Here is a 14,101-nt window from a genome sequence, read left to right as displayed (position 1 = left end):
AGCGATTGAAGCTTGACTGCGTTGACCACCTTCTCTGGTGTGTTTTGGTTGACCCAGTTGAGTGCTTGTGCAAAAGCAGACAAGGTTGCCTCTAGCTTCACGGCTTGCGAAGCAGATACCTTGAGCTTGCAGGAGATAGTCAGGACTTGGGTCATGATGCAATCATACGTCGTCCGCATTCCTCCCGACCCTGGCCCTACGGGTACAGGGCGGGGCTCCTGCGGTTTCTAGCTGAATGCTGGCCTAAATTGCGTGTATCTGGATACCTGAGTTCTGCGAAGGTGGAGTGGATACTGCCATGAGCCGACTTTCCTCTCATGAAGCCTATCTGAAGAGGATGCTCTTCCGCCCGACCACTGCAGCCCCCCACGGCATGACGTTGATCGAGTTGCTGGTGGTCATCGTAATTGTTGGTATTCTCTCCGCTGTGGCTATTCCCAATCTGCTCAATCAGATTCGTCGCTCCAGAGTTGCTGAAGCCCAAGCAGCTTTGGCGACCGTTGGCCGTGCTTCAGAAGTTTTCCGCATGGACTTTACGGTTTATCCCTCCGGCTACACCGATATCGAATTCGGTGGGGTTCACGGGGATCGCTATTTGCAAGACCCCTGGCCAGCCTACAACTGTCGTCTTCCTGAAGTGGTTCCTCCTGCTCCTGGCGTGACCGGCATGCGTTGGATGACTGAGGCTCATACCCATGTGAGTGCTGGTGGGGAGCTTCTGCGCTGTGACATCGGCCTTGGGGATCGCCAGCAAGAGGTTTTGGCTTCTGGCTACGACCTGCACAACTCCTGCAACCTCTATCGGTGAAACTCTGAAGATTTCACACAACGGGACTGGGCGGACTTGAACCGCCGGCCTAGCGCTTAGGAGGCGCTTGCTCTATCCATCTGAGCTACAGCCCCAGACAAAGAGAGAATGGAGTAAGGGATGCTGGGCAACACCTACCGATCTTAAACCCTCAACCCAGATTACCAGAAAGCGCCGTTAAGCCTTTGCCCGCCGCTGCGCGGAAGCAAGCCGCAGCCCTGAGGGGGATGTCAAGTGGGAAGTGGGGTGCCGGATTGGTGGCCAGTTCTCTAAGATAGTCCAACTGGGAAATTGGCGTTGTCTTGGAGGCGCTTTGTCTGACAGTCTGCTGATCCGCAATGCGGAGCTATTGGTGCCGGAAGGGGATCCCTGGCTGGGAGATGTGCTGGTGCGGGAGGGACGCATTGCCCAAATCGGCCAGAATCTCTCGGCAGAAAGGGTGGCTAGGGTTATCGACGCGGAGGGCCATACCCTCATGCCGGGGGTGATCGACCCCCAGGTTCACTTTCGCGAGCCGGGCCGGGAGCACAAAGAAGACCTACAGACGGGATCCTGGGCCTGCGCTCGCGGTGGGGTAACCAGCTTTCTGGAGATGCCCAATACGGATCCGCTGACGATCGACCAGGCAACGCTGGATGACAAGTTGGCCCGGGCCGCCAGCAAGTGCGTGGTCAACTACGGCTTTTTCATCGGAGCCACCGCCGATAACCTCAAAGAGCTGCAAACAGTGCAAGGGGCTTGCGGCATCAAGATCTTCATGGGATCCATGCATGGCCCCTTGCTGGTGGATGACCAAGCGGCATTAGAGCGGATCTTTGCCGAGACGGATCCCAATTTTGTTATCGCCGTCCACGCTGAAGATCACTCGCGGATTCAAGCCCGGCGGGCCCTCTTTGCCGGACGTACAGATGTGGCGGTTCACTCCCTGATTCAGGATGAAGAAGCCGCGCTGATTGCCTCGCAACGGGCTTTGGACTTGGCCACCCGCTACCGCCACCGCCTGCACATTTTGCACCTCTCCACCGGCCTGGAGGTGGAGCTGCTGCGCCAGCACAAACCCGCCTGGGTTAGCGCCGAGGTCACCCCTCAGCACCTGCTGCTCAGCACCGCCGACTACGCCCGCCTGGGATCCCTCGTCCAGATGAACCCGCCGCTGCGGGATCCGGCTAACCTGAACCAGCTCTGGCAGGGGCTACACGACGGCATCCTTGATTGCATCGCCACCGACCATGCCCCCCACACCCTGGCCGAAAAGGCCCAGCCCTACCCCCACTCCCCCTCTGGCATGCCCGGTGTGGAGACGGCCTTGCCCCTGATGCTGACCGCAGCCCAGCAGGGCCGCTGTACCCTGCGCCAGGTGGTGCAGTGGATGTGCGAGGCGCCGGCCCGCCTCTACGGGATCCCCAACAAGGGGCGGCTGCAGGTGGGCTACGATGCCGATCTGGTATTGGTGGATCGCCACACGCCTCAGCCGGTGCGACGGGAAGAGCTGCTCACCAAATGCGGCTGGAGCCCGTTTGAGGGCTGGGAACTGGTGGGCTGGCCGCTGCTCACAATTGTGGGCGGGCAGATCGCCTTTCAAAACGGTCAGGTGGATCCCTCGGTGCGCGGCCAGGCGCTAACCTTTCGGCGCTAGGGGGATCCCCTTCGAGGTTGCACCTGTTCAAACCTTTCAAGATGGCGGTTGAACACTGAGCTGCTTCGGCTTCTCCCTGCCTAGGCAAGAGGAGCAGAGCTCCAGATCCCATCTCAGTTTATAGTCTTATAGTCATTTCAAATAGCAATGAAACGGTTCGTTACGTCGTTATTGCTACGCAACGCTGTCGCGAACGCGCCGCTCTAACTCCCCTCTCCCTCTGGGAGAGGGGCTGGGGGTGAGGGCTGGGAGAGGGGCTGGGGGTGAGGATAGTGGCGAGGAATGCTTGGGGAGTGTCTTACGCCCTTTCAGTAAGCTGTGCTACTTTGAAAGCGATAATCGATGATAATCAAGTTGGAAAACACCTAAGGAGCGGCCATGAAAGTTGCCTACGTCTTCATCACTCCTCGCGGCGGCACCTACAAGCTGGGCCAGATGATCCTGCCGCAGCTAGAAGCGGGGGTACACGGCGTGGAAGTGGTGGGCATGTTCTTTTTTGACGACAACTGCTTTGTCTTGCGGCAGGGGGATCCCATTGGCGAGCGCCTGGCCAAGATTGCCGAAGCGCAAAAGATTTTGCTGATGATGTGTGACCTGTGCGCCCTGGAGCGCAACCTGGCGGAAGGGGAACCCAAGTGGTGCGACTCAAAGGGCCAGGGGCGCAAGGAGCCGGGCTATTGTGTTCCCAAGAATGTGGTCAAAGGCGTGCAGGTGGGCTGCTTTCCCGACCTCTACGCGGCCCTAAAAGACAACCCACCTGACCAGGTAATTAGCCTCTAACCGACTTAGCTGACGGCTACGGCAGCAGGCGGCTCTTGGCTGGGCTGAGAGCCAATCTTGCGGAAGACCAGCCGTTCGTTGGCCACATCCACCAGGATGCGGTCGCCGGGCAGGAACTCGTTTTCCAGCAGCTTGGTGGCGATGGGGTTTTCGATCTCCCGCTGGATCACCCGCTTCAGCGGGCGAGCTCCAAACACGGGGTCGTAGCCCAGCTCGGCCAGGTAGTCCTTGGCCTCTTCGGTGAGGACAATCTCAATCTGCTGATCCGCCAGCAACTGCTCCACCCGCCGCATCTGCAGGCTGACGATCTGGCGAATCTGCGCTTTGGTGAGGGCGTGGAAGATGATGAGTTCATCCACGCGGTTGAGGAACTCCGGCCGGAAGTGGTGCCGCAGCATGGCCAGCACCTGAGTTTTCATCTCCTCGTAGCGGCTCTCATCGCCCCCGATTTCCAGAATCAGCTCGCTGCCGATGTTGCTGGTCATGATGATGATGGTGTTCTTGAAGTCCACCGTCCGCCCCTGGGAGTCGGTGATGCGGCCATCGTCCAGCACCTGCAGCAGGATGTTGAAGACATCGGGGTGAGCTTTCTCCACCTCGTCAAAGAGCACCACCGAGTAGGGACGGCGCCGCACCGCTTCCGAGAGCTGCCCCCCTTCTTCGTAGCCCACATAGCCCGGCGGAGCCCCAATCAAGCGGGAGACAGAGTGCTTCTCCATGTACTCGGACATGTCGATGCGCACCATCGCCTCGGAGGTGTCGAAGAGGAACTCCGCCAAGGCGCGGGCAAGTTCCGTTTTGCCAACGCCGGTGGGCCCCATGAACAGGAAGGAGCCAATGGGCCGATTGGGATCCTTAAGGCCAGCGCGGGCCCGCCGAATGGCAGCGGCTACGGCGGCTACCGCTTCGTCCTGGCCCACCACCCGCTGGTGCAAGTGGGCTTCCAGGCGCAGCAGCTTTTGCTTTTCCGACTCCATCAAGCTGGTGACCGGGATCCCGGTCCAGCGGGAGACGATCTCGGCAATGTCTTCGGGCGTCACCTGCTCCCGCAGCAAGGGCTCACCGTTGGCCTGCAGCTTGGCCAGGTGGGCCTCCTGCTCTTGGATCTGCCGCTCCAGCTCCATCAGCTTGCCGTATTTGAGCTCGGCAGCGCGGTTGAGGTCATATTTTTGTTCTGCCTGTTCAATCTGCAGCTTGACGGCATCCCGCTCGGCTTTGAGGTTTTGCAGCCGCTCGATGGCCTCTTTTTCCATCTGCCAACGAGCATTGAGCTCCCGCTGTCGCTCCATCAGGTTGGCCAGCTCCTGCTCGATTTTGCCCAGGCGATCTTTGGAGGCGAGGTCGTCTTCCTTCTTGAGGGAGAGCTCCTCCATCTGCAGTTGCATGATGCGCCGGTCGATTTCATCCAATTCGACGGGTTTGGAGGTGATCTCCATCTTGAGCTTGGCTGCCGCTTCGTCCACCAGGTCGATGGCCTTGTCGGGCAAAAAGCGCTCGGAGATGTAGCGGTTGGAGAGAACGGCTGCCGCCACCAAGGCCGAGTCGCTGATCTTGACCCCGTGGTGCAGCTCGTAGCGCTCTTTGAGGCCGCGCAGGATGGAGATGGTGTCTTCTACGGAGGGCTGATCCACATACACCGGCTGGAAGCGGCGCTCCAGGGCGGCGTCTTTTTCGATGTGTTTGCGGTACTCATCCAGGGTGGTGGCGCCAATGCAGCGCAATTCGCCCCGGGCCAGCATCGGCTTGAGCAGGTTGCCGGCATCCATCGCCCCCTCGGCAGCCCCCGCCCCGACCACGGTGTGCAGCTCGTCGATGAAGAGGATGATCTGCCCTTCCGATTCGGTAACCTCCTTGAGCACAGCTTTGAGGCGGTCTTCAAACTCACCGCGGTACTTGGCGCCAGCAATCAAGGAGCCCATATCTAGGGCAATGACGCGCCGGTTTTTCAACGACTCCGGCACATCTCCCCGGTTGATGCGTTGAGCGAGACCTTCGACAATGGCGGTTTTCCCCACGCCGGGTTCGCCGATGAGCACCGGGTTGTTTTTGGTGCGGCGGGAGAGCACCTGAACGACGCGGCGGATCTCGTCGTCCCGCCCGATCACCGGATCCAGCTTCCCTTCGCGGGCGGCCTTGGTCAAGTCGCGGCCATAGCGCTCCAGGGCCTCGTAGCGGGACTCAGGGTTTTTGTCGGTAACCCGCTGTTTGCCCCGCACTTGTTGGATAACGGGTTTGAGGCGCTCGACGGTTAAACCTAGGGGTGCTAAAACCCGCTTGCCCACCCGCTCGTCGTCCAGGGCTCCCAAAAGCAAGTGCTCTACCGAAATGAAGTCGTCTTCGTATTCTTTGCGAAACTCTTCAGCCCGATCCAGCGTGGTCTCCAGGCCGCGGCCCAGGTAGAGCTGATCCACCCGCGCCAGCTTGGGCTGCTGGTTGATAAAGCTTTCCACCTTGTCCCGCACCAGCCTTGGATCGAGGCCGGCCCGCTGCAAAATGGTCTGGGTGAGACCCCCTTCTTGATCGAGAAGGGAGATGAGCAAATGCTCGGTTTCCAGTTGCTGCTGCTGGTGCCGCCGGGCTACATCCTGGGATTGGACAATGGCGCTCCAGGCTTTCTCGGTAAATTGGTTGGGATTGGTGGGCTGCATAGAAGTTCAGCAGGTTTTTTACTACAGTGTATAGGAAGACAGCAGGGGAAGCGGCCATCTCGGCCCCCGCTTGGGAAAAGGGATCCTGATAATTCAGGTATCGCCCATTTTGGCCGCGCCAGAGTTCGCAACAACCGCCCCCTTTGCCCTCGATCGATGGAGGGATCCCCGCCTTATTCCTCTTCTTCGCAGGGGCGGCCCTCGCCGATCACTGCCAAATCAATTTGCTGGCGGTAGTAATCGACGTTTTTAATCTGCACTTCCACTCGATCCCCCAGACGGAACTGGCGCCGGCTCTTGCGCCCTACCAGGGCCTGCTGGCGGCTGCGGTACTCGTACCAATCGTTTTTCAGGGTGCTGACCCGCACCAACCCTTCCGCCAAGATGGGATCCACCTGCACAAAAAAGCCGTAGTTCTGGACGCCGATGATCAGGCCGGGGAACACCTCCCCCAGATGTTTTTGCATGAACTCAGAGCGCTTCAGGCCCATCAGCTCCCGTTCTGCGTGCTGCCGGATCCGGTGCCCCTCCTGGATTTTGGGCAGTTGCGCCTGGAGAAAGGCCTGCCATTCCTCCTGCAGCTTGGGTGGCAACACCTGCCAGTCGATCTGGCCGTAGCCGCCGGGGCCGTGCAGATCCACCACGGTTTTGGAGCGCGGGCTGCGGCGATCCCGTCCTTTGCTCAAGGCCAGGTGCAAAGCACGCAAATTCAGCAAATCGGCATAGCGGCGTAAAGGGGCCGTAAAGGTGGCGTAGGGTTCTTTAAGGCCCAAGCCAAAATGGCCGAGGGGCTCCTGCAGAGGCTGCAGGCAATACTCGACGGGGGGCAAAGTGGCCAACAACTGGGCCACCAAGGCTGGGCTAGTCCCTGCGGCCAACACATCGGGGGCGGTGATGCGGACACAGATCCGCTGCCAATCGGCCAAGGTCACGGCTTCTGGATCCTGCAAATTCAGATCCAGCTTCATGGCGTTGGCCAGGCGCAAAAAGTTCTGCAGGGCCTCGGCAGTGGGGGCGGACTGCACGCGGGCCAAGGAAGGGATCCCCAATTGGCGCAAATGGTGGCCCAAGGTTTGGTTGGCCAGCAGCAGCACCTCGGTCATCAGAGCGTGGGCGCCGAGGCGATCGCTGATCAAAAGGGGGCCGTAGCCGCTCTCGTCAGCGGAGTGGGGGGTGAGCAAATCCAACAGGGGCAGGTCAAAGCCGCCCGCTTGGTGACGTTTGACCCGCAGGATTTGGCTGAGGCGGAGCAGGTTTTGCAGCAGGGCCATCAATTCTGGCACCTCCTCCTCAGGGCCCAGATCCGCAGCGGTGGCCAAGAGGGCCTGCACCTGGCCATAGGAGAGGTGAGCCCGCGACTGCACCAGGCTGGGATGGATCTCGAAGCTTTGTACCACCCCCTCTGGGTCGATGGTTAACAGCAACGAATAGGCCAAGCGCTCCTGCTGCGGCAACAGAGCCAGGCGGCTGTGCACTTCCGGCGGAAAAAGAGGCAACACCCTCGTGTCGAGGTAAACGGTGGCCGTCCGCTGCTGAGCTTCTTGCTCCAGAGGATGCTCAGGATCCAGCCAGTGGGCCACGTCGGCAATGTGGATCCCCAGCAGCCAGTTGTCCTCTTCCTGCCGCTGCAGGGAGACGGCCACGTTGGGCTCGAGGCCGTGGGGGTGCTGCAGATCCAAGGGTTCTAAAGTGATGCAAAACCAATCGCGCAGATCGCGACGGCCCTTTTGGTCGGAGCGGCTCAGCTTTTTGGGCAGGGCGGCCGCGGCTTCTAGCACCGCCGGGGGAAACTCCTGCGGCAGGTCGTACTTGCAACAAACCAGATCTGCATCGATGGAGGCCTCCGGGCCGTCGCCCAAGATCTTGCGAATCGTGCCCACGGGGGGCAAATCTCCCAGCGGATAGCGCTCCACTTCCACATAGGCCACCCGACCTTCCGCCAGCTCGGCAGGGGATCCCTCCGTCAAGGCCAGCTCGAACAGCAGCCGGTCATCCAAAGGCACCACCCGAAAGTCCTGTTCCGTCTGTTTGAGGCGGCCCACCAGTGTAGGGTTGGCCCGCTCCATGACGGCCACCACCTCTCCCTCCGGGCTGCGGCGGCGATTGCCCTCTTTGGTGATCCGGGCTATCACTTGGTCGCCGTTCCAAGCGCCGCTGAGGTTGCTGCCGTGGATGTACACATCCTCCGCCCCCGGCTCATCCCGGATGGCGAAGCAAAAGCCCTTGCTGGAACAGCGCAAGCGCCCCACCACCAGGGATTCATCCGGCCTACGCCGATAGCGAGGCGGATCCCCTGTGCGTTCGAGAAACCCTGCCCGCACCAGACCATCGAGGGCAATCTCAAGCATTTCCTGCGCTTCTGGATCAGGGGATGGCAAGAGAGCAAGAAGTGTGTCTTTGTCGGTCCATTGTTCCTGAGAGAGAAAATGCTGAAAAATCCGAGAGAAGTCCATTTTGGGTGTCAGGGAAAGGAGGAGGGAAGAAGGGGGGTTAAGACAGGGCAAGACTCAACCCGTTGGCGTTAATCTCGGTGGCCGGTGACGATAAAAGCCACCCGCTGACCGATGTTGGTGCTGTGGTCGGCCAGACGTTCTAGGTAGCGGATCGCCAGCAACATCAACAGGATAGGCTCGATCGATCCCCTGATGTCCGACTGTTGCGCCAACGTATTGTAAAGGTTGGTGTAGTCTTCATCAACGGCGTCGTCTTCCCGCTTCAGTTGTCGGCCCAGCTCGGCATCCAACTCCGTCAGGGCCGCCAGGCTATGGCTGAGCATTTTCTGGCAGCGCTGCATCATCACGCGAATGTGCCTCAGCTCCGGCGGCGGCGGGTAGAAAGCCAAGCGCAAGGCCACTTCGGCCAAGTCTTTGGCGTAGTCGCCAATCCGCTCCAGATCCCGCACCAGTTGCATCAGGGCGCTGATCCAGCGCAGATCTTGTGCCACCGGCGAGCGCAAGGCGATCAAGCTAATACAATCTTTCTCGATTTGACGATAAAAACGGTCAATTTGCTTGTCTTGGGAGATGGCCTGTTCGGCAGCGGCCAAGTTCTGTTCAAACAGGGCCTGCTGGGCCAAGACCACCGATTTTTCCACCAGCGCCCCCATGCGCAGCACGTCCTGCTGAATCCGCTTGATCTGAAGTTGCAGCTCAGCTTGCCCCATGGCTTTTTCCCCATGGATGTAGGTGGGAGGGAGTGGCTGCCACTGTTGGCGGCCCCCGAAGCCAGTCGATTGCACCGGTAGATCTCAATCATGGCAAACTTCTCTCGAATCAAGAGAAAAAACAGGATGGGGATCGAGGGAGCGGCCAATTTGGGAGAGGATGATAAGGAGGGGGTGCAAGCGGGTGGGGTGTTGCGAGGTTGTCTCCGCCTGGAGGCTTGGGGCTATGCTGTCGTTCTGGATTGAGATACTCCGATGACTCGTCCCCCCATTGTCGTGCTGGATGATGATCCCACCGGATCCCAGACCGTGCACAGTTGCCTGCTGCTGACCCGCTGGGATGCGGAAACGCTCAAGCTGGGCCTGCAGGATGGCTCGCCAATTCGCTTCATTCTCACCAACACGCGATCCCTGCCGCCGGCCAAGGCTGCCGAGGTGACACGGTCGGTCTGCCGGGCCCTCAAGCAGGCCATGGGGGAGCTGGGGTGGGAGCGGGCCCTCTTTGTCAGCCGCTCCGACTCGACGCTGCGCGGGCACTACCCCTTGGAAACCGATGTCATGGCGGCGGAGCTGGGGCCTTTTGATGCCCATTTTCTGGTGCCGGCTTTTTTTGAGGGAGGGCGCATCACCCGCGACAGCGTCCACTACCTGCGGGTGGAGGGCCGCTGGGTGCCCGTGCATGAAACGGAGTTTGCCCGCGATGCGGTGTTCGGCTACCACCACAGCTATTTGCCCGACTATGTGCAGGAAAAAACCCAGGGGCGGATCCAGGCTGAGCAGGTGGTGCGATTGACGCTGGAGCAGATCCGCGCCGGCTGTCTGGAGCAGCTTTTGGGTCTAGAGGGGAATGTCTGCTGTGTGGTGGATGGAGAAACCCAAGCGGATCTGGATCGTTTTGCCCAGGATGTTTGGGCGGCTCTGGAGCAGGGGAAGCGCTTTTTGTTTCGCAGCGCCGCCAGCCTCTTGACGGCTCTAGCCCAGTTGCCGCCGCAGCCGGTTCCGCCAGAGCAAATGGGGCAGTTTGTCCGCTCCGACCGGCCAGGGGTGGTGATCGTGGGATCCCATGTGCAAAAGTCCAGCCAGCAGTTGGCCCGCCTGTTGCAGGAGCCAGGGATCCAGGGCATTGAAGTGGAGGTGAAGCGCCTGTTGGAACCGGGGCGGGAAGCGGAGCTGCTGCCGGCCATCTTGAGCCAAGTCCAGCGCGCCTACGAGCAGGGCCTGACGCCGGTGGTCTACACCAGCCGAGAAGAAGTGAGGTTCGACGGTGCCACCCCAGAGGCACGCCTGGCCTTTGGGCAGAGGGTTTCTCGTTTGTTAATGGCCATTGTGCAGGGGCTGCCGGAGGGGATTGGCTACCTGGTCAGCAAGGGCGGCATCACCTCCAACGACACCCTCAGCCTCGGCCTCAACCTGCCGGCAGTGCGGCTGCTGGGGCAGATCTACCCAGGGGTCTCCATGGTGCTCACGCCGGCGGATCACCCCCGCTTTCCCAACTTGCCGGTGGTGCTGTTTCCGGGCAACGTGGGCGAGGTGGATACGCTGGCTTTGATCCACCGTCGCCTCCACAGCCGCGGGCTGGTCTAGCCTAGAGGGAACGCTTCTGTCGGTTCTTCCCGCCATGGCTGAACTCATCTCTTCGCCTGAAGCTCTGCCCGCCTCGGAGGCCTGGTGGGGATCCCTGCGCCAGGGGCAGACGGCGTTGCCCGCGGCGGTGGTGCACCGCTGTTCTGAAAGCCTGGGCAGCCGGGATGCCGATGTGGTGATTGCCGGCGGCACCCTGGGGATCCTCTTGGGAGCGGCTTTGGCCCAGCGGGGCTGGCGGGTGATCCTCATCGAGCGGGGGAGCCTGCGGGGGCGGGAGCAGGAGTGGAACACCTCCCGGCAGGAGCTGCAGGTGTTGTTAGAGCTGGAGTTGCTCACCTCGACAGAGTGGGAGGCGGTGCAGGTGACCCACTACCCCAGGGGGCGCATTGGCTTTGGGGAGGGCCCCACCTGGTGGGTGGAAGGGGTGCTGAACGTGGGCGTGGATCCGGTCAGCTTGCTGGAGTTCCTCAAGCAGCATTTTCTGGCCTGGGGGGGCCAGGTGCGGGAGCAAACCGGGTTTCTGGGCGCCACGGTCCACCCCGATGGGATCCGCATCCAAACCACCACCGGCCAGCTCAGCGCCCAACTGCTGCTGGATGCCATGGGGCACCGCTCCCCCATCTTGGCCCAGGCCCGTCAAGGGCAGCCGCCGGACAGCGTCTGTCTGGTGGTGGGATCCTGCGCCCAGGGGCTGCCGGAGCAACCCACTGGGGATCTGTTCTACAGCTTTACCCCCGCCCAGGAGGGCTACCAGCCCTTTTGGGAGGCCTTCCCCGCCCGCGATGGCCGCACCACCTATCTCTTTACCTACTGCGACCGGGATCCCCGCCGACCCAGTCTGGAGAGGCTTTGGCAGGACTACTGCCGGCTGCTCCCTGCCTACCAGGGGGCCGAGTTGGCCCAGATCCGCTGGCTGCGCAAGCTGTGTGGTGTTTTCCCCGCCTACCGCTGCAGCCCGCTGCAACTGCCTTGGGATCGCCTCTTGGCGGTTGGCGACAGCAGCGGCAGCCAGTCGCCTTTGAGCTTTGGCGGCTTTGGGGCGATGTTGCGCCATCTGGATCGCCTGCAGCAGGGGATCCACGAGGCGCTGGTGCAGCGGCAGTTGGAGCAGGCGGCCCTGGCCCTGCTGCAGCCCTACCAGCCTAATTTGGCGGTAACCTGGCTTTTTCAGAAGGCGATGATCCCTCCTTTGGGAGAGAAAAACTGGGATCCCAACAGCATTAACCGCCTGTTGAGCAGAGTGTTTGAGGCCATGGTTGCCGCCGGCCCCCAGGTGGTGCAGCTCTTTTTGCAGGATGTGGTGCAGTTTGGCGGCTTGGCCCAGGCACTGTGGGGGGTGATGAGGCAAGATCCAGCCCTGGTGGCCGCGCTTTTGCCCCGGTTGGGGTTGCCGGAGCTGGTGGCCTGGGCGGGCCACTTTGGCGCCCTCGGCCTCTACGAGCTCTTGCAAAGGCTAGCCGACCGCCTGGAAGGGGCCCCGCAAGACTACTTCTGGAACCGGCGGCGCGAGGCCTGGCGCTACGGCTGCGGTCGGGATCACTGGCCGTACACCACCACTCCATAGGGCGGCACCTCAACGGGATCCCCTTGGTTTTTTGCCGAGGATCTCTGGTCGCCGCTATCTAGAAGCTTCTCCCACCGGCCGTTGGGCCATTGGGCGTAGGTGGCTGCTTGGTCGGAGCTGAAGTTAAACAGGGCCAGAACGGCTTGGGATCCCTGGTGGCGGTGCAGGGCCAGGCCGCTTGGAGCAAACAGCTCCACCCCCACCGAACTCCGCTCCAGGTTTTGCAGCGGCGGCAGGGTCTTGCGCAGGTGAATGAGGGTTTGGTACCACCGCCGCAAGACCTGGTGGTGGCCAGCAGTGCCCAGCTCCCAGTTGAGCTTGGAGCGCAAGAAGGTCTCTTCCGCTTGCGGGTCCGGCACCTCCCCTTGCCAGGCAAAGGCGCTGAACTCGCGGCGCCGTCCCTGCCGCACCGCTTCCACCAGGTCGGGATCCCCGTGGCTAATGAAGTAGAGAAACGGGGCCACCTCCCCATATTCTTCCCCCATAAACAGCAGCGGCAGCATGGGAGCCAGCAGCAGGACGGCGGCGGCCAACTTCAGGCCCTCTAGGGAAGTGAGCTGGCTGAGGCGCTCTCCCAGCCTGCGGTTGCCCACTTGGTCGTGGTTTTGAATGCAGATTACAAACTGGGAGCCCGGCCTGGCGAGAGCGGAATTGCCGTGGCGGCGGGCCCGGTAGCGGGAGTACTGCCCAGAATAGACGTAGCTCTCGCGGTAGGACTTGGCCAGGTGCTCCAATTGGCCGAAGTCTTGGTAGTAGCCTGTCTTTTCCCCGGTAAGCAGGGTGTGAACCGAGTGATGGAAGTCGTCGCACCACTGGGCATCTAGGCCGTAGCCCCCTTGCTCGCGGGGGGTGATGAGGCGGACGTCGTTGAGGTCGCTTTCGGCTACCAGAACCCTGGGCCAGCCTGTGCGCGCCTCCAGGGCCTCCACCCGCTCTGCCAATTCCTGCAAAAAGGGGTGGGCGCTGAAGTCGTAGATGGCATGCACGGCGTCCAGCCGCAGGCCGTCCAGGTGAAACTCCTCTAGCCAGTATTCGGCATTTTGCAGGAAAAACTCCCGCACGCCGTCGGAATAGCGGTCGTCGAAGTTGAGGGCCTCTCCCCAAGGGGTGCGGTACTTGTCGGTGAAGTAGGGGCCAAAGTTCCGCAGGTAGTTCCCCTCCGGCCCCAGGTGGTTGTAGACCACGTCCAAAACAACCGCCAGGCCCTGCTGGTGGCAGGCATTGACCAGCGCCTTCAGGCCCGCTGCTCCTCCATAGCTGACCTGCACGGCATAGGGATAGACGCCGTCATAGCCCCAGTTGCGCTCCCCCGGAAACTGGGCCACCGGCATGAGCTCCAGCACGTTGACCCCCAGCTCCACCAGTTGCGGCAGGCGGGGGATCAGGGCGGCAAGGGTGCCCTCCGGGGTAAAGGTGCCTACATGCAGCTCGTAGAGGATCCACTGGGAGAGCGGGATCCCCTTCCAGGCTTGATCCTGCCAGTCGAAGTGAGGATCCACCACCCGCGAAGGGCCATGGACGCCGCGGGGCTGGCAGCGGGAAGCCGGATCCGGCCGCTCCACCACCCCCCCTGAGGTGTGCAGGCGGTAGAGGTAGTCCACTGGCCCCGGCGGGATCCCCTCCACTTCACCCTGCCAGTAGCCTTGCCCATCTTGGGCCAGAGGGATGACCTGTTGGACGGGGCTAATGACTTTTAGCTCCACGTGTTCGACCAAGGGCGCCCACACCGAGAAGCGGTAGTGGCCCTGGCCGCAGGGATAGGCGCCAATCCGTTCGACCTGGGAACGCTGAGAGGAAGGGGAACCCTGAAGCACGAAACCCACCTGCACAACTCGGCTTCCACTATAGCGAGGCTTGCTCCCCCAGACATTCGAGGCTCAGGTCTTGGGGTGGGTTGCCGACTCTTCCCTCTGCCATA

The 14,101-nt window shown here is 61.5% G+C and carries 9 protein-coding genes, 1 tRNA gene and 1 pseudogene; 5 read left to right on the top strand and 6 right to left on the bottom strand.

The window, feature by feature from the left end:
* Nucleotides 1–155: pseudogene (locus NW851_RS09310) on the bottom strand (RNA-guided endonuclease TnpB family protein); the annotation flags it as partial.
* A 143-nt stretch (nucleotides 156–298) separates the two neighbouring features.
* Between NW851_RS09310 and NW851_RS09305 the strand changes: the two are divergent.
* Nucleotides 299–808 carry a type IV pilin protein gene (locus NW851_RS09305; protein ID WP_414338004.1) on the top strand — a complete coding sequence of 170 codons (510 nt, stop codon included), beginning with the start codon at nucleotides 299–301 and terminating at the stop codon, nucleotides 806–808.
* A gap of 21 nt (nucleotides 809–829) precedes the next feature.
* Here NW851_RS09305 and NW851_RS09300 read toward each other — a convergent pair.
* Nucleotides 830–903: transfer RNA gene (locus NW851_RS09300), tRNA-Arg, on the bottom strand.
* Nucleotides 904–1,121: 218 nt separating this feature from the next.
* On the opposite strand from NW851_RS09300, the gene NW851_RS09295 reads away from it, so the two are divergent.
* Together NW851_RS09295 and NW851_RS09290 are read left to right on the top strand one after the other, a co-directional pair.
* Nucleotides 1,122–2,444, top strand: a complete 1,323-nt coding sequence (locus NW851_RS09295; protein ID WP_414338002.1) for a dihydroorotase — start codon at nucleotides 1,122–1,124, stop codon at nucleotides 2,442–2,444.
* A 378-nt stretch (nucleotides 2,445–2,822) separates the two neighbouring features.
* A complete protein-coding gene (locus NW851_RS09290; RefSeq protein WP_414333147.1) occupies nucleotides 2,823–3,224 on the top strand; it encodes a SaoD/DsrE family protein in 402 nt (133 codons plus the stop codon).
* A 5-nt stretch (nucleotides 3,225–3,229) separates the two neighbouring features.
* Here the strand turns inward: NW851_RS09290 and clpB are convergent, their stop codons facing one another.
* From clpB to phoU, 3 genes are all read right to left on the bottom strand, one after another.
* Nucleotides 3,230–5,872 carry an ATP-dependent chaperone ClpB gene (gene clpB / locus NW851_RS09285; protein ID WP_414333146.1) on the bottom strand — a complete coding sequence of 881 codons (2,643 nt, stop codon included), beginning with the start codon at nucleotides 5,870–5,872 and terminating at the stop codon, nucleotides 3,230–3,232.
* A gap of 173 nt (nucleotides 5,873–6,045) precedes the next feature.
* Nucleotides 6,046–8,220 (bottom strand): ribonuclease R family protein, encoded by a 2,175-nt coding sequence (locus NW851_RS09280; RefSeq protein ID WP_414333144.1) that lies wholly within the window; start codon nucleotides 8,218–8,220, stop codon nucleotides 6,046–6,048.
* A 173-nt stretch (nucleotides 8,221–8,393) separates the two neighbouring features.
* Nucleotides 8,394–9,035 (bottom strand): phosphate signaling complex protein PhoU, encoded by a 642-nt coding sequence (gene phoU / locus NW851_RS09275; protein ID WP_414333153.1) that lies wholly within the window; start codon nucleotides 9,033–9,035, stop codon nucleotides 8,394–8,396.
* A 255-nt stretch (nucleotides 9,036–9,290) separates the two neighbouring features.
* Between phoU and NW851_RS09270 the strand changes: the two genes are divergently transcribed.
* Both NW851_RS09270 and NW851_RS09265 read left to right on the top strand, forming a co-directional pair.
* Nucleotides 9,291–10,619: a four-carbon acid sugar kinase family protein gene (locus NW851_RS09270; protein WP_414337999.1), complete on the top strand. Its 1,329-nt coding sequence runs from the start codon at nucleotides 9,291–9,293 to the stop codon at nucleotides 10,617–10,619.
* Nucleotides 10,620–10,653: 34 nt separating this feature from the next.
* Entirely contained in the window at nucleotides 10,654–12,183 is a 1,530-nt protein-coding gene (locus NW851_RS09265) for an FAD-binding oxidoreductase (RefSeq protein ID WP_414337997.1), read from the top strand.
* On the opposite strand, the gene treZ is transcribed toward NW851_RS09265, so the two are convergent.
* Nucleotides 12,156–13,997, bottom strand: a complete 1,842-nt coding sequence (gene treZ, locus NW851_RS09260; protein ID WP_414337995.1) for a malto-oligosyltrehalose trehalohydrolase — start codon at nucleotides 13,995–13,997, stop codon at nucleotides 12,156–12,158. The two genes, NW851_RS09265 and treZ, sit on opposite strands and share 28 nt — an antisense overlap.
* Nucleotides 13,998–14,101 lie beyond the last annotated feature (104 nt).

Origin of the sequence: Synechococcus sp. H55.7 (assembly GCF_047462395.1) — a bacterium.
Lineage (GTDB): Bacteria > Cyanobacteriota > Cyanobacteriia > Thermostichales > Thermostichaceae > Thermostichus.
The sequence above is the reverse complement of the archived record's forward strand: the minus strand, read 5'-3'. Positions and strand labels throughout refer to the sequence as shown.

Excerpts from the sequence above, each read along its gene's own strand:
- NW851_RS09265 (WP_414337997.1), top strand. The coding sequence starts at position 10,654 with ATGGCTGAACTCATCTCTTCGCCTGAAGCTCTGCCCGCCTCGGAGGCC.
- NW851_RS09305 (WP_414338004.1), top strand. The coding sequence starts at position 299 with ATGAGCCGACTTTCCTCTCATGAAGCCTATCTGAAGAGGATGCTCTTC.
- clpB (WP_414333146.1), bottom strand. The coding sequence starts at position 5,872 with ATGCAGCCCACCAATCCCAACCAATTTACCGAGAAAGCCTGGAGCGCC.
- NW851_RS09280 (WP_414333144.1), bottom strand. The coding sequence starts at position 8,220 with ATGCTTGAGATTGCCCTCGATGGTCTGGTGCGGGCAGGGTTTCTCGAA.
- NW851_RS09270 (WP_414337999.1), top strand. The coding sequence starts at position 9,291 with ATGACTCGTCCCCCCATTGTCGTGCTGGATGATGATCCCACCGGATCC.
- phoU (WP_414333153.1), bottom strand. The coding sequence starts at position 9,035 with ATGGGGCAAGCTGAGCTGCAACTTCAGATCAAGCGGATTCAGCAGGAC.
- NW851_RS09290 (WP_414333147.1), top strand. The coding sequence starts at position 2,823 with ATGAAAGTTGCCTACGTCTTCATCACTCCTCGCGGCGGCACCTACAAG.